19 protein-coding genes and 1 riboswitch are annotated in these 21,857 nt (G+C 59.5%); all 19 genes read left to right on the top strand.

The genetic code is table 11. From position 1 onward, the window contains the following. Positions 1-224: 224 nt before the first annotated feature. Positions 225-362, top strand: a riboswitch (cobalamin riboswitch). 155 nt (positions 363-517) lie between these two features. The 19 genes from B0B07_RS02695 (at position 518) to icmF (ending at position 21,843) form a co-directional block, all read left to right on the top strand. Beyond that, entirely contained in the window at positions 518-1,555 is a 1,038-nt protein-coding gene (locus B0B07_RS02695) for an ABC transporter substrate-binding protein (protein ID WP_076756819.1), read from the top strand. A gap of 1 nt (position 1,556) precedes the next feature. Then, a complete protein-coding gene (locus B0B07_RS02690; protein ID WP_076756818.1) occupies positions 1,557-2,555 on the top strand; it encodes a FecCD family ABC transporter permease in 999 nt (332 codons plus the stop codon). Further along, complete coding sequence (locus B0B07_RS02685) at positions 2,548-4,035, top strand: adenosylcobinamide amidohydrolase (RefSeq protein WP_076756817.1); 1,488 nt, start codon at positions 2,548-2,550, stop codon at positions 4,033-4,035. The genes B0B07_RS02690 and B0B07_RS02685 overlap by 8 nt, the downstream gene beginning before the upstream one ends. Continuing rightward, positions 4,032-5,006, top strand: coding sequence for an adenosylcobinamide-phosphate synthase CbiB (gene cbiB, locus B0B07_RS02680; RefSeq protein WP_234982234.1), 975 nt, complete (start codon positions 4,032-4,034; stop codon positions 5,004-5,006). The genes B0B07_RS02685 and cbiB overlap by 4 nt, the downstream gene beginning before the upstream one ends. Beyond that, positions 4,990-6,072, top strand: coding sequence for a threonine-phosphate decarboxylase CobD (gene cobD, locus B0B07_RS02675; protein ID WP_234982233.1), 1,083 nt, complete (start codon positions 4,990-4,992; stop codon positions 6,070-6,072). Before cbiB ends, cobD begins: the two co-directional genes overlap by 17 nt. After that, complete coding sequence (locus tag B0B07_RS02670; RefSeq protein ID WP_076756816.1) at positions 6,045-6,611, top strand: bifunctional adenosylcobinamide kinase/adenosylcobinamide-phosphate guanylyltransferase; 567 nt, start codon at positions 6,045-6,047, stop codon at positions 6,609-6,611. The genes cobD and B0B07_RS02670 overlap by 28 nt, the downstream gene beginning before the upstream one ends. 22 nt (positions 6,612-6,633) lie before the next feature. Next, entirely contained in the window at positions 6,634-7,485 is an 852-nt protein-coding gene (locus tag B0B07_RS02665) for a cobyric acid synthase (protein WP_076756815.1), read from the top strand. After that, positions 7,482-8,249 (top strand): adenosylcobinamide-GDP ribazoletransferase, encoded by a 768-nt coding sequence (gene cobS / locus B0B07_RS02660; protein WP_076756814.1) that lies wholly within the window; start codon positions 7,482-7,484, stop codon positions 8,247-8,249. The genes B0B07_RS02665 and cobS overlap by 4 nt, the downstream gene beginning before the upstream one ends. Next, a complete protein-coding gene (locus tag B0B07_RS02655) occupies positions 8,222-8,821 on the top strand; it encodes a histidine phosphatase family protein (protein ID WP_076756813.1) in 600 nt (199 codons plus the stop codon). The genes cobS and B0B07_RS02655 overlap by 28 nt, the downstream gene beginning before the upstream one ends. Further along, positions 8,818-9,165 (top strand): bifunctional adenosylcobinamide kinase/adenosylcobinamide-phosphate guanylyltransferase, encoded by a 348-nt coding sequence (locus B0B07_RS02650; protein ID WP_234982232.1) that lies wholly within the window; start codon positions 8,818-8,820, stop codon positions 9,163-9,165. Before B0B07_RS02655 ends, B0B07_RS02650 begins: the two co-directional genes overlap by 4 nt. An 18-nt stretch (positions 9,166-9,183) precedes the next feature. Beyond that, a complete protein-coding gene (locus tag B0B07_RS02645) occupies positions 9,184-9,777 on the top strand; it encodes a cob(I)yrinic acid a,c-diamide adenosyltransferase (protein ID WP_076756811.1) in 594 nt (197 codons plus the stop codon). 88 nt (positions 9,778-9,865) lie between these two features. Next, the gene (locus tag B0B07_RS02640; protein ID WP_076757476.1) at positions 9,866-10,540 is read left to right on the top strand and encodes a hypothetical protein; all 675 of its coding nucleotides are present in this window, start codon (positions 9,866-9,868) and stop codon (positions 10,538-10,540) included. Between the two features lie 383 nt (positions 10,541-10,923). Further along, positions 10,924-13,077: a (Fe-S)-binding protein gene (locus B0B07_RS02635; protein ID WP_076757475.1), complete on the top strand. Its 2,154-nt coding sequence runs from the start codon at positions 10,924-10,926 to the stop codon at positions 13,075-13,077. A gap of 195 nt (positions 13,078-13,272) precedes the next feature. Further along, positions 13,273-14,478 (top strand): acetyl-CoA C-acetyltransferase, encoded by a 1,206-nt coding sequence (locus B0B07_RS02630; protein ID WP_076756810.1) that lies wholly within the window; start codon positions 13,273-13,275, stop codon positions 14,476-14,478. Positions 14,479-14,481: 3 nt separating this feature from the next. Beyond that, positions 14,482-15,333: a 3-hydroxybutyryl-CoA dehydrogenase gene (locus B0B07_RS02625; RefSeq protein ID WP_076756809.1), complete on the top strand. Its 852-nt coding sequence runs from the start codon at positions 14,482-14,484 to the stop codon at positions 15,331-15,333. 70 nt (positions 15,334-15,403) lie between these two features. Further along, positions 15,404-16,540 (top strand): acyl-CoA dehydrogenase, encoded by a 1,137-nt coding sequence (locus tag B0B07_RS02620; protein WP_076756808.1) that lies wholly within the window; start codon positions 15,404-15,406, stop codon positions 16,538-16,540. 247 nt (positions 16,541-16,787) lie between these two features. Continuing rightward, positions 16,788-17,927: an acyl-CoA dehydrogenase gene (locus B0B07_RS02615; RefSeq protein ID WP_076756807.1), complete on the top strand. Its 1,140-nt coding sequence runs from the start codon at positions 16,788-16,790 to the stop codon at positions 17,925-17,927. Then, positions 17,924-18,583, top strand: a complete 660-nt coding sequence (locus B0B07_RS02610; RefSeq protein ID WP_076756806.1) for a TetR/AcrR family transcriptional regulator — start codon at positions 17,924-17,926, stop codon at positions 18,581-18,583. Before B0B07_RS02615 ends, B0B07_RS02610 begins: the two co-directional genes overlap by 4 nt. Next, a complete protein-coding gene (gene icmF, locus B0B07_RS02605; protein ID WP_076756805.1) occupies positions 18,580-21,843 on the top strand; it encodes a fused isobutyryl-CoA mutase/GTPase IcmF in 3,264 nt (1,087 codons plus the stop codon). The genes B0B07_RS02610 and icmF overlap by 4 nt, the downstream gene beginning before the upstream one ends. The last annotated feature ends 14 nt before the right edge of the window (positions 21,844-21,857 follow it).

Below are 21,857 nucleotides of genomic sequence, written 5' to 3'. Positions count from 1 at the left end.
ATTTGGTCGGGCGGTACGCCAGCGTGAGTCCGAAATTCATGCTGCGACCGGGTTGGGGCGTATTATAAGGCGCCTGTACCGTGTTTCAGTATCCGTCAAAACATTGGATACCGTGCAAGGGCCCTCGACAAAATCAGCGCGTTCTGATTAAATTGAATAAGAATTGAATATCCGGCGTATGAGCCGCATGTCCCAGAATTGACGAAGGATGTGCGAGGATCATGCCGCCGGATGACGCGAAGGTGCCCCGTTGAGGGGGTAAAAGGGAAGCCGGTGGGAATCCGGCACGGTCCCGCCACTGTGAGCGGCGCAGCGAGAGCAAGCGCCGAAGTCAGGAAACCTGCCTTTGCGGACAACACCCGAATTGCGCCTGCGAGGACAGGCCGGTGTGGCACGGCGCCTGCATTTGCAGGCTGCGGTCGTTTTTCCGCATGCCGTCCTGCCGGTTTTCTTGACCCCCGCCGAGCGCGGGGGTTTTTCATTTCTCACAAACCAGACTGACAGGGGGATATCAGCAATGAGCAACAGATGGATGAAGTGGCTGGCCGTTTTCCTGGCAGCCTTGCTGCTGACGGCATGCGGATCAGGCAAGGACAATGCCAATGAGCCGCAGATGAAGCAGGAAGAAGGGACGGCAGACAAGCAGGATGACAACCCATCCGGCAAGCAGGCGTTCCCGGTAACCGAGACCGACGCGGTCGGGAACGAAATCACGCTTGATAAACAGCCTGAGAAAATTGTTTCCATGATACCGAGCAATACGGAAATCCTGTTCGCGGTCGGAGCGGGAGACACGGTTGTGGGAGTCGGTGATTACGACGATTACCCGGCGGAAGTGCAGGACATTGAAAAAATCGGCGGGCAGGAGTTCAACGTCGAGAAGATCATCGGATTGGCTCCGGATATCGTCTTCGCCCACGAATCGGCCCTCAGCATGGGTGAGGAAGGTCTCCAGCAGCTTCGGGACGCGGGCCTGACCGTCTTCGTCGTCAAGAATGCGGCGGATTTCGATGAGACCTACAGTACGATCGGGCAGATCGGCAAGCTGACCGGACATGAAGACAAGGCAGAGGAAATTGTCGAGGACATGAAAGCGAAAGTCGCGGAAATCGAAGAAAAGGCAAAAGACGTGAAAGAAGAGAAAAAAGTGTTTGTCGAAACGTCACCCGCACCTGAAATCTATACGCCGGGCTCCGGTACGTTCATGCAGCAGTTCCTCGACATGATCCATGCAGAAAACGTCGCGGGCGACCAGGAAGGATGGGTCATGATGGATCCGGAAGAGATCGTCAACCGCAATCCGGATGTGATCATGGTCATGTACGGAGACGACAGTGCAGTGGATGCCGTCTATGAGCGGGACGGGTTCGGCGCCGTTTCGGCGATCAAGGAGAAGGAGGTCGTCCGTGTCGATGAAAATACGACAAGCCGGACGGGTCCCCGCCTTGCAGATGGACTTGAGGCCGTAGCCAAAGCCGTGTACCCTGAAATCTTCGGCGACGGGCAGGGCGACGTCCAAAACGATGACGAAGACGAAGAAGATCAGGCGGCCTGATATGAGGAATCGCCTGCTCGCCTATACCTTGGCGTCGGCCGTTCTTCTGGCCGCCATCTGGTTCGGCGTGTCGATCGGGACGGTGAACGTTCCGCTCCGTGTGCTGTGGGATCCGGGGGCGAATGAGACTGCCGCCAATATACTGTGGAATATCCGCCTGCCTCGTGTCGTGCTTGCGGGTCTTGTCGGCGGATCCCTTGCCATGGCGGGAGCGGCCTTCCAGGGGCTGCTGAAAAACCCGCTTGCGGATCCTTACACGCTCGGAGTGTCGTCCGGTGCCTCGGTGGGCGCCGTGGCGACACTCTTTTTCGGAATCGGCCTGTTCGGATCGTATACGCTGCCGATCTTCAGCATGGCCGGCGCCATGGCTGTCCTCCTGCTCGTCATCGGATTCTCCCGTGCAGTGGACAGGTCGCTCAAGATGGAGACGATCATCCTGACCGGGGTCATCTTCGGCTCATTCCTCGGCTCGCTGCTGTCGCTCATGATTGCACTCACCGGCGAGGAACTTCGCCAGATCATCGGCTGGCTGCTCGGCAGTGTGTCGATGAGGGGGTGGAAGTACATCTGGATGGTCCTCCCGTTCATGTTCATCGGCGGTTTCATGCTGTGGCTCTGCCGCAGGGAGCTCAATGCCATGCTGTTCGGAGAGGAGCGGGCCCATCATCTCGGGGTGGATGTCCGCAAACGGAAATGGATGATCCTCGGAGGGGGATCAATCCTCACCGGTTCTGCTGTCGCGGTCTCCGGCACGATCGGTTTCGTCGGGCTCGTCGTCCCGCATATGACCCGGATCCTGTTCGGCAATGATCACCGGCATCTGCTGTCGCTGTCGTTCATGAACGGGGCGTCGCTCCTGATCCTGTGCGATCTGGTCGCCCGGACGATCATCTCACCGACCGAACTTCCGGTCGGGGTGATCACCTCCTTCATCGGGGCTCCGGTGTTTGCATTCATTTTCTACAGACAGAGGAGAAAAGGGGCGGTTCGCCATGCTTAAAGTGAGCGGTTTAACCGGGGGATACGACATTGGCAATCCGGTCGTCCGGTCGGTTTCCTTCGAGGTGGAGGCCGGCACGATGCTCGGCATCCTCGGTCCGAACGGAAGCGGGAAGTCCACGCTTCTGAAAATGCTGAGCGGCCTGCTGCCCGCGGCATCGGGGACCGTGGAGGTCGGCGGCCGGAACATCGGGGACTATTCAAGGAAGGCGTTCGCCCGGCAGGTCGCCGTGCTGCCCCAGCTCCAGGCGGATACGTTCTCCCATACGGTTTACGAAACGGTGTCGCTCGGACGATACCCGCACCAATCCGGCCTGTTTTCGAGCTGGACCGGGGCGGACGAGCGGGCGGTGGAATCGGCGATGGACAGGATGGGCATCTCGAAGTACCGGAACACTCAGATCGAGTTCATGTCCGGAGGGGAGCGCCAGCGGGCGTTCGTCGCCCAGGCGCTTGCCCAGGAAGCCCCGCTCCTCCTGCTGGATGAGCCGACGAACCATCTCGACATCGCCCACCAGCAGCAGCTGCTCGATACGGTCCGTCAACAGGCAACCGAAAACGGGCTCACGGTCGTGTCTGTTTTCCACGATATCAATCTGGCGTCTCTCTATTGCGACCGGCTGCTCCTCCTTGATGAGGGGGAAGTCGCCGCGATCGGAACCCCGGGCGAAGTGATCGATGAGCGGAAGATCAGTGACGTGTACAAGGCGCGGGTGAAGAAGGGCATGCACCCGGAAATTCCGAAGCCGCAGATCACGCTGCTTCCCGGGGAAGAACCCTCGGTCCGGGAAAAGTCCGTCATCCGCAAGGGAGACTTCTCGGTATCCGGGAAGTATGTCCACCTCGACAGCCGATACCCGCTGAAGGCCGTTTCGTCCGCGGTGTTCCAGGCCGGTTCCGGCTGGTTCCGCCACTTCATCAACCGCCACGTGGACGCCGGCTACCGGTCGGACGACGCCGGGGCGGAAATGCGGTCCTGGCTGCAGCGAAACGGGTTCCCCCTTTCTCAGTCGGTCGCCATGATGACGGCGGCCATGACGGAAGACGCCGTCATCCGGGAATACGGTCCAAAAGAAGCCCCGATCGTTGTCTGTGTGACGGCAGGGGTCGGAAATGCGGTGGATGCATCGGCAGGGGCAGACCGCGGTGTGCATGCCGGTACGATCAACACATGGATCATCGTAAACGGGCACCTGACCGAAGAAGCGCTCATCCAGGGAATGGTGACCGCGACCGAGGCGAAGGCGAAGGCGATGCAGACCGAGCAGGTCCTCGATCCGCTCACCGGGACCATCGCGACCGGAACGTCAACGGACAGCCTGCTTATCGCGGCGACCCAGACGGGCGACCGGCATCCATACGGCGGTACCGTCACCACACTCGGGAAGGCGATCGGCAGAGGCGTGTTCGAGTGCACGGCGGAGGCCGTCCGCCGGTACAGGGACCGCAAAAAGGTTTTTGAGGGGGAAGAAGAGGAATGATGCCGGAGGTGATGGTGAATCATCTGGCTGCCGGTCTCGCGGGATTCATCCTTGACCGGTGCATCGGCGATCCGCCCGGCTGGCCGCATCCGGTGCGCTGGATCGGCAGGCTGATCGGCTTTCTTGACGCTAAATGGAACAAGGGCCCGTATCGTCGCGCCAAAGGGGTGCTTTTGCTTGTAGTCATCGTTGCCGCATCGATCACCGCAGCACTCACTGTCACCTGGATGTTCTACAGCTTTCACCGGTTCGCCGGTATCGCGGCGGAGGCGATCCTGATCGCAGCGGGCCTGGCACAGAAGAGCCTAGGCGAAGCGGCGATGGACGTATACCGGCCGCTCCGACGGGGGGATCTTGCCCAGGCCCGGGAAAAGCTCGGCTGGATCGTCGGGCGTGATACGGAGAATCTGGACGAGCCGGAAATCGTCCGCGGTGTCATCGAGACCGTTTCGGAGAACACGTCGGACGGCGTGACGGCCCCCCTGTTTTGGGCGGTGCTTCTCGGTGCCCCGGGCATCTGGGGGTATAAAGCGGTCAACACGCTCGATTCGATGGTCGGCTACCGAAACGATAAATATGCGGAGTTCGGCCGCTTCTCCGCCAAGGCGGACGACTGGCTGAATTGGATCCCTTCCCGGCTGACGGGCGCATTGATTTTATTGACCGTGAACAATCAGGGCGGACTTCCCCTGAGCGAACGGATCCGGATCTGGCGGCGGGATGCGCGCAGGCACCCGAGTCCGAACAGCGGCTGGCTCGAGGCCGCGACTGCATGCCGGCTCGGCATCGAGCTCGGCGGTCTCAATTATTATGGCGGCATCCCATCCGACCGGGCGCGGATGGGCGTAGCACAAAGACGTCCGGATGCGGAGGATATACCGGATTGTGTGAAGGAAATGCAAACCGTCTCTGCCGCATTCCTTGTTATGTCACTGATGATCGGAGGGGGGTTCATTGCCGTCTTTGCCTGAACACGGGGCGAACCCGAAGTTGCTGTACCGGCGGCTGGGAATGGAAGAACCGGAAGAGGTCCTCGATTTCAGCGAGAACGTCAATCCGCTCGGCATCCCCGAATCTGTCCGGAAAGCCTGGCCCGGCCTGATCCGATTGCTTCCGCACTATCCGGAGCCGGATGGGGAGCCGTTCCGCTCGGATGCGGCCCGCTTCCACGGTGTCCCATCGGAGATGGTCATGGTGGGGAACGGGGCGGCCGAGCTGTTCTCGGTCATTGCCGATCGCTACCGCGGAAAGCGGGCCCTGCTCATCCATCCGACCTTCTCGGAATACAAGGCGACACTCCTTGCAAAAGGGGCCCTCTGCGTAGACCTGACGGTCGATCCGTCCGATGCGGCGCTGCCCGTCGGACGGATCAAGCAGGCGATGGAAGACGCGGATGTCATTTACCTATGCAATCCGAACAATCCGACAGGGGAGCGGATTCCGGAAGAGAAGATGCTCGAACTGGCGGGCCACGGACGGGGATGCGGCTGCGAGCTCGTGATCGACGAAGCGTTCATGGACTTTGCGGGCGAGGCGCATTCGTTTGTCCCCCATCTCGCAGAGCATCCCCATGTCGCGGTCATGCGGTCGATGACGAAAATGTATGCGATCCCCGGAATCCGGCTCGGCTACATGGTCGCCTCGCCACAGCGGATCAAGGAACACCGGAAGGCCGCACCGCACTGGAATGTGAACGGGATCGCCGCGCAGATCGGTTCGCTCTGCCTGCAGGAGGCGGAATTCAGGGAACGGTCCGTGCTGTATAGCCGGACAGTGCGGGAAGAATTGACGGCTTTTCTCGTTGCCGCGGGATGCACGGTCACAAACAGCGAGACGAACTACGTCAGCTTCCGTCCGCCGGCCGATCCTGCCGGGCTGTACGAAAGCCTGCTCCGGCAGGGGATCGTCCTCCGTCATTCCGAGAACTTCCTCGGCATGGACGGGCAATGGTTCCGGGTCGGCATGAAGGAAGAATGGAAAATGGACAGGCTGAAGGAGGCGCTCGCCCGATGGTTCGAGGAGACATCACCTTCGTAAGCGGCGGTGTCCGCAGCGGCAAGACAGCGTATGCGGAAGGGCTGCTCGAAGGTTCGGATTGCAGCCGGCTTGTATACGTGGCGACGGGCCTGCCGGCTGATCCGGAAATGGAGGAACGCATCAGCCGGCACCGGCAAGACAGGAGACGAAGCAGGAGGAACTGGGTCACAATCGAGCGGCCGATTGACCTGCCCGGGGTCCTGACGATGATCCGGGAGGGGGACGGCGTGCTCGTCGACTGCATCACAACTTGGCTGGCCAATGCAATGTATGAGGGGTTTGAGACCGGTTCGTCTTGCCATGAACAGCCCGGCTGCATGGAAGAGAAGATCGGTGAAATGCTGAATGCGGTCGTCCGGCTCGCCGAAACGGCATCGGCAGTCGTGATCGTTTCCAATGAAGTGCTGGATGAACCGTCTTCGGGATATGAGGAAACACGGAAATACGCGGAGACGCTCGGCCGCATCCACCGTCAGCTTGTGAAGATTTCGGACCGGGCGATCGAGATGGACGCCGGAATCCCGCACCGGTGGAAGTGACAAACGGACAAGGAGGAACAACATGAACGGCATCATGATCCAGGGGACTGCCTCCCACGTCGGAAAAAGCCTGAGCTGCGCCGCGATCTGCAGGCTGCTCGCGGATGAAGGTGTGAACGTCGCGCCATTCAAGTCCCAAAACATGTCCAACCGGACCGTCCTCGTCAAAGACGGCCTTGAAATCAGTGCGGCACAGGCGGCACAGGCGGAAGCCGCCAGGACGGAGGCCCTTCCGGAGATGAACCCGATCGTCCTGAAGCCGTCCGATGACCGGAATGCGGATGTGATCCTCCGGGGCCGGCCATTCGCAAGGATGGGCGGCATGGAATACCGTGAGCGGTTTTTTGAGGAAGGCATGAGGGCGATCCGGGAGTCGCTCGGTTTTCTGGAGGGCCATTATGAAGCGGTCGTGATCGAAGGGGCCGGCAGTCCGGCCGAAGTGAACCTGAACGACCGGGAACTCGTCAACATGCGCATCGCGCGTGCCGCGGATGTCCCCGTCCTGCTCGTCGCCGACATTGAGCGGGGCGGGGTGTTTGCCTCCATCATCGGGACGCTCGAACTTCTGGCTGAAACGGACCGGGACCGGGTCAAGGGACTGATCATTAATAAATTCCGGGGGGATGCCCGTCTGTTCGAGGACGGGATGGAGTTTCTCGAGAAGCGCACCGGTATTCCGGTACTCGGCGTCATTCCGGTGATGGACGGACACGGCATTGCAGAAGAGGACTCGCTCGGTGAACAGGCAGGCCGCCCGGCCGGTCCGGACTATGACGGATGGGCCGGGCATTTCAGGAAGCATGTGGACTGGCCGGTTATCCGGAGGCTGATCGGGCTTTCGGAAGAACCGGCATTCGGAAAGGCTCCGTCATGATCAACGGATTCCTGCTTGCAATACAGTTTTTCACTTCGGTTCCGATCCGGAAAAGCCTGCCGATCGGGCAGCGGGAGGCGGTCTGGATGTTCACGCTGTATCCAGCGGTGGGCGCACTCATCGGCCTTGCGGCATGGACCGTGTGCGCTGTTGTCACGGGACCGGGGGGAGGCGGAAGCTTCCTCGCGGCATTCGCAGTGGTCCTCGTATTTGCCCTGTTGTCCGGCGGACTGCATCTGGACGGATGGGCCGACACAGGTGATGCGTACTTCTCTTATCGGGACCGGGAAAAGCGGCTTGAAATCATGGCCGATCCCCGGATCGGCGCGTTCGGAACGATGGCGCTCCTGTTTCTGCTGATCGGCAAGCTCGCTGTGTTGAATGAGCTCATCGCGCGCGGCGGTCCCGGACCCGTCCATTTCCTCCTGGTTCCGTTTGCCGCGCGTGCCGGACTCGCCCTGTTTTATGCACACGTCCGTCCAGCGAAGGGATCCGGCCTGCTCGCCTTCCTGAAAGGGAAAGCGGACGGCCCTCAGGTCGGCATCCCGGGGCTGGCCGTGCTTGCCGCGGGGACTGCAGCTGCGGCGCTCGTGTCCGGATCGGTCCTGCCGGCCGCGGCCATTGCACTGGCCGTGCTGGTCTCCGTGTTGGCCTTCGGCAAATGGTCGGTCAGGAATTTCGGCGGTGCGACGGGTGATCACGCCGGCGCCTTTGTGGAAGGATGTGAGGGACTGCTGTGGACGGTTCTTTTGTTCTTTACCTGATCCGCCACCTTGAGACGGCGGCAAACCGGGAAAAGCGGTACGTCGGCTGGACGGACGTTCCGGTCTGTACGGATGCCGGACCTGTTGGATTCCGCCCGGATCTCATCACGGGAAGCGACCTGATCCGCTGCCGGCAGACGGCAGCACATTTATTCCCCGGGCAGGTTTACCGGCCGGATGCCGATTTTCGCGAATGCCATTTCGGGGACTGGGAAATGAAAACATATGAAGATCTGAAGTCGATCCCGGCTTACCGCCGGTGGATCACCGATCCGGCCGTGCGGTGTCCGCCCGGCGGTGAGCGGTTCAGTGAGATTGAAGCCCGGCTGGACAAGGGGCTTGTCCGGTTGAGGGAGCGGGCCGGAATCCATTCGGCAGCCGTCGTCTCACACGGCGGGCCAATCCGGCTCATGCTGTCGAAGCTCGCCCCGGCCGAAACGCCGTTCAATGATTGGGTGGTGCCCGCCGGAAGCCTGCACGTCCTCCGGTGGGCGGACAAAACACAATGGGAGGCGGGAGCAAGGTGCACATTTTTTTCGGCGGAGCCCATAACGGAAAACGGGAATATGTGAAAAGGTTGCTCGGGGAAAAAGAAGCGGAGTGGATCGAAGCCGGCGGCCTGGAGAAATTGCCGCATCCCCGCCGCGGCACGGTCGTGCTGGCAGGCATGGAATCCTATCTGTCAAAAAATCATTCCGTCGAGGAAGAGGCGGTCAGCGACGTGATGCGATTCGTGGATGCCGCCGATCGGGACAGCCTGGTGCTGATCATCACGGACATCGGACGCGGAATTGTTCCCGTTGATGCGCATGAACGCTGGCTCCGCGACACATGCGGAAGGCTGAACCAGCGGCTGTTCAAAAAAGCAGGCAGGATCACCCGGATCTGGTACGGGCTTGCTGAAGAAATCCGATAACCAAAGAGGAGGAAGGAAATGGGCATTTATACAAGGACGGGAGACAAAGGAATGACCGGGCTCATCGGGGCCCGAGTCGGCAAGGATCATCTGCGCGTCGAGGCGTACGGGACGACAGATGAGCTGAATGCGTTCATCGGAAAAGCGATGACCGAGCTTCCGGAAGAGGAGTTTGCAGATCTGCTGGATGATCTGGAGACGATCCAGCATGAGCTGTTCGATTGCGGCGGGGATCTCGCCAATGTAACGGACAAGCGGAAAGATAAGCTGGGGCCGGAGTCCATTGAGGTGCTGGAACGGCGGATCGATGAACTGATGGGCGAAGCACCGCCGATCGAGCGGTTCATCCTGCCGGGCGGCACCGGGCCTTCCGCGACGCTGCACATTGCCCGGACCGTCGCCAGAAGGGCCGAACGGCAGATCGTCCGGCTTATGAATGCCGGAGAAGACGTACCGGAAATCGCCCTGCAGTACATCAACCGCCTGTCGGATTACCTGTTTGCTGCAGCACGCATCGCGAATGCCCGCCTCGGGACGGGGGACATCGAATACGTCCGGAGCGCTAAAGTGTTCCGGAACACCGGCAGCCCAGGAAAGAAGGACGGGGAGTGACAAAGGAGAATTGCCGGTCCGTACCCACCCTGATGGCTGCTGCCATCCCCTCCGTCCGGAAGAAGATGCGGAACCTGGAGCCGGTCCGGTGAGGAATGCGGTGGAGATCGGAAACGGCCTGGTCATGACAACCGACAATTCCGGCGGAATCGGGATGAAGGAAGCGGATGCCGTCCGTGCGCCGGATGATGTGGTCGGCTACTTTGCCGCACGGGTGTGCCTGCTCGAACAATGGGCGGCCGGTGCCGAGCCGGAATGCGTCATCATCCATAACTTCACCGGAGCAGGGAGCTGGGAGGCATACCAAGACGGCATCCTCCGAGTGTTTACGGAAAGCGGGAAGAAGATGCCGGAGGTCACCGGCAGCTCCGAGACCAATATGGAGATGCCCCAGTCGGCTGTGGCCGTGACGATGATCGGGAGAAGGGGCGGTATGCCGGCTCCGTCAAAAGGGCGCTGGTTCCTGTATGGCCGGCCCCTTGTCGGAGAAGCGGTGCTTGCGGAAAGCGGAAAGACGGCCCGGCTCGGTAAGATCAGATCAGCGCTTGCCGTCGGATTGGCGACCGCTGTCTGGCCGCTCGGTTCCGGAGGACTGGACGCGGAATGGAAACGGCTGACCGGACGACCGCTTGCCGCCTGGCCCGAAGGGTTGGACCCGGCCGCTTCCGCGGGTCCGTCGACGGCGGTGTTGATCCGGATCAAGCCGGGTGAAGAGGAACGGGCCAGGGAACACTTCGGGCAGTTTTTCGGCAAAGTCGAATAGGAAAGGATGGACCGGTCTTTCATGGAAAGGCCGTTTTTTTATTTCAGTGACGGGATTTTCCTTGACTGCTTTTGAATCTACTTTTCTTCGGTGCATCCAGCCGGAAGAGCTCATCTATCCTCGTATCAGACAGAGAGAATCTGACATCCGCCTCATCTGAATCCATTCTCCCGTTGCAGAGACGGCTGCCTTCCCGTAAAATCGGTGGAAAGCAGCCGTCACTTTTTTGGGACACATGGCAAAATTCTAAAATAGTGTTGACTGAATGCTCATTCATTATTAAACTATATCCATAATCATTGACCGGACCCGGGCTCCGCCCGCCGCTGAAAGCGGATACAGAAAGTGCCGTCCGGCAAGCGGATAGGAAAGGGGAGGACATTGTGAACCCATTGCTCATTGCCAACTGGATTTTGTTCCTGGCCATCGTCGCGTATGCGCTCGGACTGTTCACATACGTCGTCAAAACACGGATCCAGTTCATGAGGCTCGGAAGGAAAGAGGAATTCGACCTCAAGCTCCAGGAACGTCTCCACATGATCTGGGTGAACGTCTTCGGGCAGAAAAAACTTCTCAAGGATAAGAAGAGCGGCGCCATCCATGTCATGTTCTTCTATGGTTTTCTGCTCGTGCAGTTCGGGGCGGTCGATCTCATCTGGAAAGGGCTGAAGCCGGGATCCCATCTGCCGTTTGGCCCTGTGTATCCGGCTTTTACGTTCTTCCAGGAAATCGTCGTCTTCATGATTCTGGTTGCGGTCGTCTGGGCGTTCTACCGCCGCTACGTGGAGAAGCTCGTCCGCCTGCGGCGCGGCTGGAAGGCCGGACTTGTCCTCATCTTCATCGGGACGCTCATGCTGTCCACGCTCGTTGCGAACGGAATGAACATGATCTGGCACGACCATGCCGCCACGTGGACGGAGCCGATGGCATCCCTCATCGCCTCCGGTTTCGGGTGGATGCCGCCGACTGCCGCCGCAGCCGTGTTCTTTGTCGCATGGTGGGTGCATCTGCTGACGCTGCTCGCATTCCTCGTGTATGTGCCGCAGTCGAAGCACGCCCACCTCATCGCCGGCCCGGCGAATACGTTCTTCATGCGCTTTGACCGACGGGGCAAGCTTGCGCCGATCGACTTCTCCGTACTGGAGGAGGAAGACGGCGACGAAGATGAAATGCCGTCAATCGGCGCCGGGAAGATCGAAGACTTCACACAGCTTCAGATGCTCGACTTCTACGCATGCGTCGAATGCGGCCGCTGCACGAATATGTGCCCGGCGACCGGGACCGGGAAGATGCTGTCGCCGATGGACCTCATCACAAAGCTCCGCGACCATCTGACGAACACCGGTGCGGTGACGACAAAGCAGAAGCCGTGGGTGCCGCCGTTCATGTTCAGCGATACGCGGGGCAACCAGCTCGCGATGGCAGCCGGTGCGGAAGGCGCGGTCATCGGTGACATCTACAGCCCATCGCTCATCGGTGACGTCATCACGGAGGAAGAGATCTGGGCGTGCACGACTTGCCGGAACTGTGAAGACCAGTGCCCGGTCATGAATGAGCACGTCGACAAGATCGTCGACCTCCGCCGTTACCTCGTCATGACCGAAGGACGGATGGACCCGGATGCACAGCGTGCGATGACGAACATCGAACGCCAGGGCAACCCGTGGGGGCTCAACCGGAAGGAAAAGGAAAACTGGCGTGACGCGCGTCCGGATCTCCACATCCCGACGGTGAAGGAAGCGAAAAAATCGGGCGAAGGCTTTGAGTACCTCTTCTGGGTAGGATCGATGGGCTCGTTCGACAACCGTTCCCAGAAGATCGCGCTCTCGTTCGCACACCTCATGAATGAGGCGGGCGTCAAGTTTGCCATCCTCGGCAACAAGGAAAAGAACTCCGGCGATACCCCTCGCCGTCTCGGCAATGAATTCCTCTTCCAGGAGCTTGCCGAAGCGAACATCAAAGAATTCGAGAAAAATGACGTGCACAAGATCGTGACGATCGACCCGCACGCCTACAATATCTTCAAGAATGAATATCCGGACTTCGGGTTCGAAGGCGTCGTCTACCACCATACCGAGCTGCTGTACAAGCTCATCATGGAAGGCCGCCTGAAGCCGAAGTACGCGGTGGATGAACGGATCACTTTCCACGACTCCTGCTACCTCGGCAGGTACAACGATGTGTATGATCCGCCGCGCGAGATCCTGAAGTCCATTCCGGGCGTCGAGCTCGTCGAAATGGTCCGCAACCGCCAGGACGGCATGTGCTGCGGCGCAGGCGGCGGACTCATGTGGATGGAGGAAGACACCGGCCACCGCGTGAACGTGGCGCGCACGGAGCAGGCGCTCGAAGTGAACCCGTCCGTCATCTCCTCCGGATGCCCATACTGCCTGACGATGCTGTCCGACGGCACGAAAGCAGTGGAGGCAGAGGACAAGGTGGGCACATATGATGTGGCCGAACTGCTCGAGCGCTCCATATTCGGGGACAACCCGGAAACGGCTGCAGAGGAAGAAGAAGAACCGGTCCTTCAGTGAGCCGTTGCACCATCTTTGAAAATTCGATACAATGAAACAAATGAGAGAGGGAGTGCATGGAGTCACTCCCTTTTCTTTTGACGCAATGCCGAGCGAGCGTTCAGTCACCGGATCGTGCCGGTGCACTGAATGTCTGTCCGGCTTTTGTCGGATCCGGTTTGAAAACGCTCTCAAATCAAAAAGGGGGAAACGCAAATGTCGAAAACGGTCATACTCGGCGGCGCACGGACGCCGTTCGGCAAATTTGGCGGTCTGCTGGCAAAGAAGACGGCAAGCGATCTCGGAGGCACGGCGATCAAGGCGGCACTGGAGCGGACGGGGGTCGTTCCGGAGCAGGTCGATGAAGTGATCATGGGCACGGTGCTCCAGGGGGGACAGGGACAGATTCCGTCACGCCAGGCGGCGAACAAGGCGGGCCTGCCCTGGGGCGTGAAAACCGAGACGGTGAACAAAGTCTGTGCATCGGGTATGCGGAGCGTCTCGCTCGCCGATCAGATCATCCGGCTCGGGGACGAGGAAGTGATCGTCGCGGGCGGCATGGAGTCGATGTCAAATGCCCCGTATTACATGCCGCAAGGCCGGTTCGGCCTCAAGATGGGGGATGCCCCGCTCATCGACGGCATGATCCACGACGGTCTGTCCTGCTCATTCCATCCCGACCGCATCCATATGGGCACGTACGGCAATTCAACCGCAGAGAAAATGGGCCTGTCCCGCGAATCACAGGACGACTGGGCGCTCCGGAGCCATGAACTGGCCGTGAAGGCGATCGATGAAGGGCTGTTCACCGAGGAGATCGTCCCGGTCGAGGTCCCTGCGCGCAAGGGGCAGATGATCCTTGTCGGAGAGGATGAGGCTCCGCGCCGTGATACGTCGAAGGAGACGCTTGCCAAACTCCGGCCTGCCTTCGGAAACGACGGGACGATCACGGCCGGCAACGCACCGGGCGTGAACGACGGCGCCTGTGCGCTCGTCCTCATGAACGCTGACCGGGCGGCTGCAGAAGGGAAGAGCGTGCTTGCCGAAATCGTCGCACACGCCGAAGTCGCGGTAGAGCCGGAAAACTTCCCTCAGACGCCGGGTCTCGTCATCAACGAGCTGCTCGGGAAAACCGGGAAATCACTGGATGACATCGATCTGTTCGAGATCAACGAGGCATTCGCGGCCGTGGCGCTCGCAAGCTCTGCGATCGCGAAGCTGGATCCCGATAAAGTGAATGTGAACGGCGGTGCCGTGGCGCTCGGCCACCCGATCGGCGCAAGCGGCGCACGGATCATCCTGACGCTCGCGCATGAGCTGAAGCGGCGCGGAGGCGGCATCGGCATCGCGGCGATCTGCTCGGGCGGAGGCCAGGGCGACGCCATCATGATCGAAGTACCGAAAACGGACGAGGGGGAATGACGGATGGACATTAAACGGGTGATGGTGATCGGAGCAGGACAGATGGGCGGCGGCATCGCACAGGTGTGCGCACAGTCCGGCTTTGACGTAATCTTGAACGATATCAGCGAAGCATCCTATGAGCGCGGACTCCGCGTGATCGATAAAAACCTGGCGCGCAGCGTGGAAAAGGGCCGCATGTCCGAAGAAGAAAAAAGCGCCGCACTCGGCCGCATCACGAAGTCGACCGACCTCTCGGATGCAAAAGACGCGGACATCATCATCGAAGCAGCCGTCGAAAAGATGGAGATCAAGCAGTCGATCTTCCGCCAGCTTGACGGAATCGCTCCGGAACATGCCATCCTGGCGACCAACACATCGGCCTTGCCGATCACGGAAATTGCGGCAGTCACGAAGCGGCCGGGCCAGGTGATCGGCATGCACTTCATGAATCCAGTGCCGGTCATGAAGCTCGTCGAAATCATCCGCGGTCTTGCGACGGAGGATGGAGTATACGAGGCGGTCGAAGACATGACACGCAAACTGTCGAAGACGCCGGTCGAAGTGAATGACTATCCGGGCTTCGTCTCGAACCGTGTCCTCATGCCGATGATCAACGAGGCGATCTTCACCCTCTACGAAGGCGTCGCGACGAAGGAAGACATCGACGAAGTGATGAAGCTCGGCATGAACCATCCGATGGGACCGCTTCAGCTTGCCGACTTCATCGGCCTCGACACTTGCCTGTACATCATGGAAGTGCTCCAAGAAGGATTCGGGGACCCGAAATACCGTCCGTGCCCGCTTCTCCGCAAATATGTAAACGCGGGATGGCTCGGCAAGAAATCCGGACGGGGCTTCTACGTTTACGAATGAGGGCAGGATGCCCGTTGTTGAACAAAAAATATAGTCTGCCGGCAGCGGAACTGCAAATGAGGTGCACAGCATGAATTTTCATTTCACAGAAGAACAGAAGATGATGCGCAAAATGGTCCGGGATTTCGCGAAAAACGAAATCGAGCCTTTCATCCCGCGCATGGAGGCCGGCGAGTTTCCGCGTGAAATCGTCAAAAAGATGGGAGAGCTCGGCCTGATGGGCATCTCCGTTCCCGAAAAGTACGGCGGTTCCGAAATGGACTACATCAGCTATATCATCGCAGTGCACGAGCTGTCTAAAGTGAGTGCGGTGCCGGGAGTGATCCTGTCCGTCCACACGTCGGTCGGGACGAACCCGATCCTGCTGTTCGGAACCGAGGAACAGAAACAGAAATATGTCCCGAAGCTCGCATCGGGCGAGTACCTCGGCGCCTTCTGCCTGACCGAGCCGTCCGCGGGCTCCGATGCCGGCGCACTGAAAACCCGTGCCGTGAAAAAAGACGGTGAATATGTGCTGAACGGCACGAAGGTGTTCATCACGAACGGCGGCGAAGCGGACGTCTACATCGTGTTCGCGTCGACCGATCCGGCTGCCGGAACACACGGCGTCACCGCGTTCATTGTGGAAGGTAGCACCGACGGACTGATCATCGGCAAGGATGAGAAAAAGATGGGTCTCCATGGTTCCCGCACGGTCCAGCTCACATTCGAAGATATGCGGGTGCCCGAGGAGAACGTGCTCGGCAAGCCGGGTGAAGGATTCAAGATCGCGCTTGCCAATCTTGACGCCGGCCGGATCGGCATCGCCGCGCAGGCGCTCGGCATCGCGGAAGCCGCTCTTGAGGCGGCAACGGCGTATGCAAAGGAACGCGTCCAGTTCGGCAAGCCGATCGCAGCCAATCAGGGGATCGGCTTCAAACTCGCCGATATGGCAACACAGGTCGAGTCGGCCCGCCTCCTCGTTTACCGGGCCGCCTGGCTGCGGTCCGAGGGTCTGCCGGCCGGAAAGGAAGCCTCCATGGCAAAGCTGTCCGCCTCCCAGGCGGCCGTTGACTGTGCCATCGAAGGCATCCAGGTCTTCGGCGGATACGGCTACACGGAAGACTATCCGATGGAACGCTATTTCCGGGACGCCAAAGTCACCCAGATCTACGAGGGAACGAGCGAGATCCAGCGGCTCGTCATCAGTAAACATCTCACGAAGTGAGATGTTCTGCGTCAAAAAGCGAAGCGTTTGGCGGCAAACGCGAAGTGGGATGTTCTGCGTCAAAAAGCAAACCGCGCAGTGAGATGTTCTTCGCCAAAAAGCACGTTGGCGGCCAGCTCACGAAATGAACGGCGTCTGCACCGATAAAGGAAGGCACCCGGATGGAACCATTGATGTTCATCCGATAAAGATATCGATTTGCCGCAACGCATCATCGACATGACCGATTACCGAAAGGGTGGAGAACATGCAATTCAAACTGTCCGAAGAACATGAAATGATCCGCAAGATGGTCCGGGATTTCGCGACGAAGGATGTGGCACCGACTGCAGCAGAGCGCGATGAGGAAGAGCGCTTTGACATGGAGATCTTCCATAAGATGGCGGAGCTCGGCCTGACGGGCATTCCGTGGCCGGAAGAGTACGGCGGCATCGGGTCCGACTTCCTGGCATATGTCATTGCGGTCGAGGAACTGTCCCGGGTGGATGCATCCGCAGGGGTCGTCCTCTCCGCGCACACGTCGCTCGCCGGCTGGCCGGTGTTCAAGTACGGCACGGAAGAGCAGAAGCAGAAGTACCTCCGTCCGATGGCGGAAGGCTCGAAAGTCGGCGCCTACTGTCTGACGGAAGCGGGTTCGGGTTCCGACGCCGGCGGCATGAAGACGACCGCCAGGAAAGATGGCGATCATTACATCCTGAACGGCTCGAAGATGTTCATCACGAACGGCGGCATCGCCGATACGTACATCGTGTTTGCGGTCACCGATCCGTCCTCCAAGCACAAGGGCACGAGCGCGTTCATCGTTGAAAAGGACTTTGACGGATTCTCCGTCGGCAAGAAGGAGAAGAAGATGGGAATCCGTTCGTCACCGACAACCGAAGTCATCTTCGACAACTGCAAGGTGCCTGCAGAGAATCTGCTCGGCGAGGAAGGCCAGGGCTTCATCATCGCGATGAAGACGCTCGACGGCGGCCGGAACGGCATCGCGGCACAGGCGGTCGGCATCGCACAAGGTGCGCTTGACGCATCGGTAGACTACGCAAAGGAACGCGTCCAGTTCGGAAAGCCGATCGCAGCCAATCAAGGCGTCGGTTTCAAGCTCGCGGATATGGCGACATCGATCGAGGCATCGCGCCTCCTCACATACCAGGCGGCCTGGCTTGAATCGAACGGCCACCCGTACGGAAAAGAGTCGGCAATGGCCAAGCTCATGGCCGGCGATACGGCAATGAAAGTAACGACGGAGGCGGTCCAGGTGTTCGGCGGCTACGGCTACACGAAAGACTACCCGGTCGAGCGCTACATGCGCGATGCGAAGATCACGCAGATCTACGAAGGCACGCAGGAAATCCAGCGGCTCGTCATCTCCCGCATGCTGACGAAATGACGGAACGCGGGAAACCGGTGCGCCATGAAGTGAAGTCGTCCGTCAAAGACGAGACACTCATCGAAAAACGCCGCGACCAGATGATCCGCGGAGCGGTGAAACTTTTCAGGGAGAAGGGGTTCCACCGCACGACGACGCGGGAAATCGCGAAGGAAGCGGGGTTCAGCATCGGCACGCTGTACGAGTATATCCGGACGAAGGAAGACGTGCTGTACCTCGTCTGTGACCGGATCTACGACGAGGTGAACAGCCGTCTTGCACCGTTGGCCGGGCAGCCGGGCACGATCGGCGGCCTGAAGGATGCCATTCATCAGTACATCACGCTCATCGACGACATGGATGATGAGTTCACGGTGATGTACCAGGAATCGAAGTCGCTGCCGAAGACCGCACTGAAATACGTTCTCGAAAAAGAACTTGAAATGACCGCCCTGTTTGAAAAGATCCTCATCGGCTGTGCGGAAACGGGGGAGCTCCGCATTTCCGGCAAGGAAGCGAAGCTTGCCGCACACCACATCGTCGTCCAGGGGCAGATGTGGGCATTCCGCCGGTGGGCGCTCCACAAGCTGTTCACGCTTCAGGAATTCATTACCATGCAGACGGATGAACTGATCAACGGTCTGGTCGTCCGTCAGCGGGAGGGGGAACCATCTTGACCACAGCATCAGTAGAAGTGTACCGTCCGGTGAACCATGTCCGGTTCGTCACGGCTTCGAGCCTGTTCGACGGCCACGATGCATCGATCAACATCATGCGGCGCATCCTCCAGGCAAGCGGCGCGGAAGTCATCCACCTCGGGCATAACCGATCTGTCGAGGAAGTCGTCAATGCTGCCATCCAGGAGGATGTCCAGGGGATTGCGATCTCGTCCTACCAGGGCGGCCACGTGGAATATTTCAAGTACATGCACGATCTGCTCAAGGAAAAAGGCGCACCGCACATCCAAATATACGGAGGGGGCGGAGGCGTCATCATCCCGAAGGAGATCAAGGAACTCCAGGATTACGGCATCTCCGGGATCTTCTCGCCTGAAGACGGCCGCCGCCTCGGCCTGCAGGGCATGATCAACGAAATGCTGAGACAGTGTGACTACAAGACAGCCGAGAAAAAAGACCTTGGCCATCCGGAAGACCTTTCGACGGACAATGTGCCGCTTCTTTCGGGCCTCATCACGATGGCGGAAGACGCCCACAAGTCGGGAGATGAGGAAGCCGAGAACATGCTCACGGAAGTCCGCAAACGGTCGAAAAACACGCCGGTGTTCGGCATCACGGGCACGGGCGGTGCCGGGAAGAGCTCGCTCACCGATGAGCTCATCCGCCGGTTCCTCCATGAGCTGCCGGACAAGAAAGTCGCCATCCTGTCGATCGACCCGACCAAACAGAAGACGGGCGGGGCGCTGCTCGGCGACCGGATCCGCATGAATGCGATCTTCAACAACCGCGTCTACATGCGCAGCCTGGCAACGCGCGGCTCCCGTTCCGAACTGTCCGGGGCAATCAAAGACGTGCTCGACGTTGTCCGTGCCGCAGGCTTTGACCTGATCGTCGTCGAGACGAGCGGGATCGGCCAGGGCGATGCGGAAGTCGCAGAGATCTCTGATGCTTCCATGTATGTGATGACAAGCGAATTCGGCGCGCCTACGCAACTTGAGAAGATCGACATGATCGACTTTGCGGACTTGATTGCGATCAACAAGTTCGAACGGAAAGGTTCCGAAGATGCGTTGCGCCAGGTCCAAAAGCAGTATCAGCGCAGCCGGATGCTCTTCGACAAAGACCTTGACGACATGCCGGTGTACGGCACGATTGCGAGCCAGTTCAACGACAAGGGGACCAATTCCCTGTTTGCGGCCATCGTCGACGTGCTAAACGAAAAGTTCAGCCTCGGCTGGGAGACGTCCTACAAGCATTCTGTGAAGACACAGAAGCAGAACGTCATCATCCCGAATGACCGCCGCTATTATCTCCGCGAAATCACGGACACGGTCCGCGACTATCACAAGCGGGCGGCGCAGCAGGCGGAGTTCGGCCGCAGATTGTTCCAGCTTGAAGGGACGCTTGCCATCATCCGTGAAAAAGGCGGCGACGAAGCGCTTGAGAAATCCGTCGAATCGCTCATGGACGGCGTCCGTGATGAACTCACCGCTGAGTCCAAGAGGATCCTCGACAACTGGGAGAACCTGAAGCAGGCGTATTCCGGCGAGGAGTATGTGACGAAGATACGGGACCGGGAGATCCGGACGATCCTGCGCACCGAAAGCCTGTCGGGTCTCCAGATCCCGAAAGTCGCCTTGCCGAAGTTCAAGGACTACGGAGAAATCCTGCGCTGGGTCTATGCCGAAAACGTGCCCGGGTCGTTCCCGTACACGGCAGGCGTGTTCCCGTTCAAGCGCCAGGGCGAAGATCCGAAGCGCCAATTCGCAGGTGAGGGGACGCCTGAGCGGACAAACCGCCGGTTCCATTATCTGTCCAAAGATGATGATGCCAAGCGGCTGTCGACCGCATTCGACTCCGTCACGCTGTACGGCGAGGATCCGGATTACCGTCCGGACATCTACGGGAAGGTCGGCGAATCCGGCGTATCGATCTGTACGCTCGAAGACATGAAGAAGCTGTATGACGGCTTTGACCTGTGCGCGCCGGCGACATCCGTCTCGATGACGATCAATGGTCCGGCTCCGATCATCCTGGCGATGTTCATGAACACCGCAATCGACCAGCAGGTGAAGAAGAGAGAAGAGGAGCTCGGCCGCGTGCTCACGGTGGAGGAATTCGCCGATGTCCGCGAGGGGACGCTGCAGACGGTCCGCGGAACCGTGCAGGCGGATATCCTCAAAGAGGACCAGGGCCAGAACACATGCATTTTCTCGACGGAATTCGCGCTCCGCATGATGGGCGACATCCAGCAGTACTTCATCGACCATAAAGTGCGGAACTATTATTCCGTCTCGATCTCCGGCTATCATATTGCGGAAGCGGGGGCGAACCCGATTTCCCAGCTGGCGTTCACGCTTGCGAACGGGTTCACGTACGTCGAGTACTACTTGAGCCGCGGCATGAACATCGATGATTTCGCGCCGAATCTCTCGTTCTTCTTCTCCAACGGCCTTGATCCGGAATATACGGTCATCGGCCGCGTCGCACGCCGGATCTGGGCGGTTGCGATGCGGGATAAGTACGGTGCGAATGAGCGCAGCCAGAAGCTGAAGTACCATGTCCAGACGTCCGGCCGCTCGCTGCATGCACAGGAAATCGATTTCAATGACATCCGCACGACGCTCCAGGCGCTCATGGCGCTTCAGGACAACTGCAACTCTCTGCATACGAACGCCTACGACGAGGCGATCACGACACCGACCGAGGAATCGGTCCGCCGCGCGATGGCAATCCAGATGATCATCACGAAGGAGCTCGGCCTGTCGAAAAACGAAAACCCGCTCCAAGGTTCGTTCATCATCGAGGAGCTCACCGATCTCGTCGAACAGGCGGTCCTGGAAGAATTCGACCGGCTCAACGACCGGGGCGGCGTGCTCGGCGCGATGGAGACACAGTACCAGCGGGGCAAGATCCAGGAAGAGTCGATGTATTATGAGCACCTCAAGCACTCGGGTGAACTGCCGATCATCGGCGTGAACACATACCTCAACCCGAACCCGCCGAGCGAAGATGACATCGACAGCATGGAACTCGCGCGTGCGACGAAGGAAGAGAAAGAAACCCAGATCCGCAACCTCCGCACATTCCAGGAGGGGAACAAGGACGAAACGGCCGAAGCGCTCCGTCGCCTGAAGCAGGCCGCCGTCGCCAACGGCAACATCTTCGAACAACTCATGGAGACGGTGAAGGTCGCGAGTCTCGGTCAGATCACCTCTGCGCTTTATGAGGTCGGGGGACAATACAGAAGGAATATGTAAGACCAAAAGCGGAG

Origin of the sequence: Edaphobacillus lindanitolerans (assembly GCF_900156305.1) — a bacterium.
Taxonomy (GTDB): Bacteria; Bacillota; Bacilli; order Bacillales_A; family Planococcaceae; genus Bhargavaea; species Bhargavaea lindanitolerans.
The sequence above is the reverse complement of the archived record's forward strand: the minus strand, read 5'-3'. Positions and strand labels throughout refer to the sequence as shown.

Coding starts and splice junctions, on each gene's coding strand:
- cbiB (WP_234982234.1), top strand. CDS start 4,032: ATGATGCCGGAGGTGATGGTGAATCATCTGGCTGCCGGTCTCGCGGGA.
- B0B07_RS02645 (WP_076756811.1), top strand. CDS start 9,184: ATGGGCATTTATACAAGGACGGGAGACAAAGGAATGACCGGGCTCATC.
- B0B07_RS02630 (WP_076756810.1), top strand. CDS start 13,273: ATGTCGAAAACGGTCATACTCGGCGGCGCACGGACGCCGTTCGGCAAA.
- B0B07_RS02665 (WP_076756815.1), top strand. CDS start 6,634: ATGAACGGCATCATGATCCAGGGGACTGCCTCCCACGTCGGAAAAAGC.
- cobS (WP_076756814.1), top strand. CDS start 7,482: ATGATCAACGGATTCCTGCTTGCAATACAGTTTTTCACTTCGGTTCCG.
- B0B07_RS02685 (WP_076756817.1), top strand. CDS start 2,548: ATGCTTAAAGTGAGCGGTTTAACCGGGGGATACGACATTGGCAATCCG.
- B0B07_RS02615 (WP_076756807.1), top strand. CDS start 16,788: ATGCAATTCAAACTGTCCGAAGAACATGAAATGATCCGCAAGATGGTC.
- B0B07_RS02625 (WP_076756809.1), top strand. CDS start 14,482: ATGGACATTAAACGGGTGATGGTGATCGGAGCAGGACAGATGGGCGGC.
- B0B07_RS02610 (WP_076756806.1), top strand. CDS start 17,924: ATGACGGAACGCGGGAAACCGGTGCGCCATGAAGTGAAGTCGTCCGTC.
- B0B07_RS02670 (WP_076756816.1), top strand. CDS start 6,045: ATGGTTCGAGGAGACATCACCTTCGTAAGCGGCGGTGTCCGCAGCGGC.
- B0B07_RS02695 (WP_076756819.1), top strand. CDS start 518: ATGAGCAACAGATGGATGAAGTGGCTGGCCGTTTTCCTGGCAGCCTTG.
- B0B07_RS02690 (WP_076756818.1), top strand. CDS start 1,557: ATGAGGAATCGCCTGCTCGCCTATACCTTGGCGTCGGCCGTTCTTCTG.
- B0B07_RS02620 (WP_076756808.1), top strand. CDS start 15,404: ATGAATTTTCATTTCACAGAAGAACAGAAGATGATGCGCAAAATGGTC.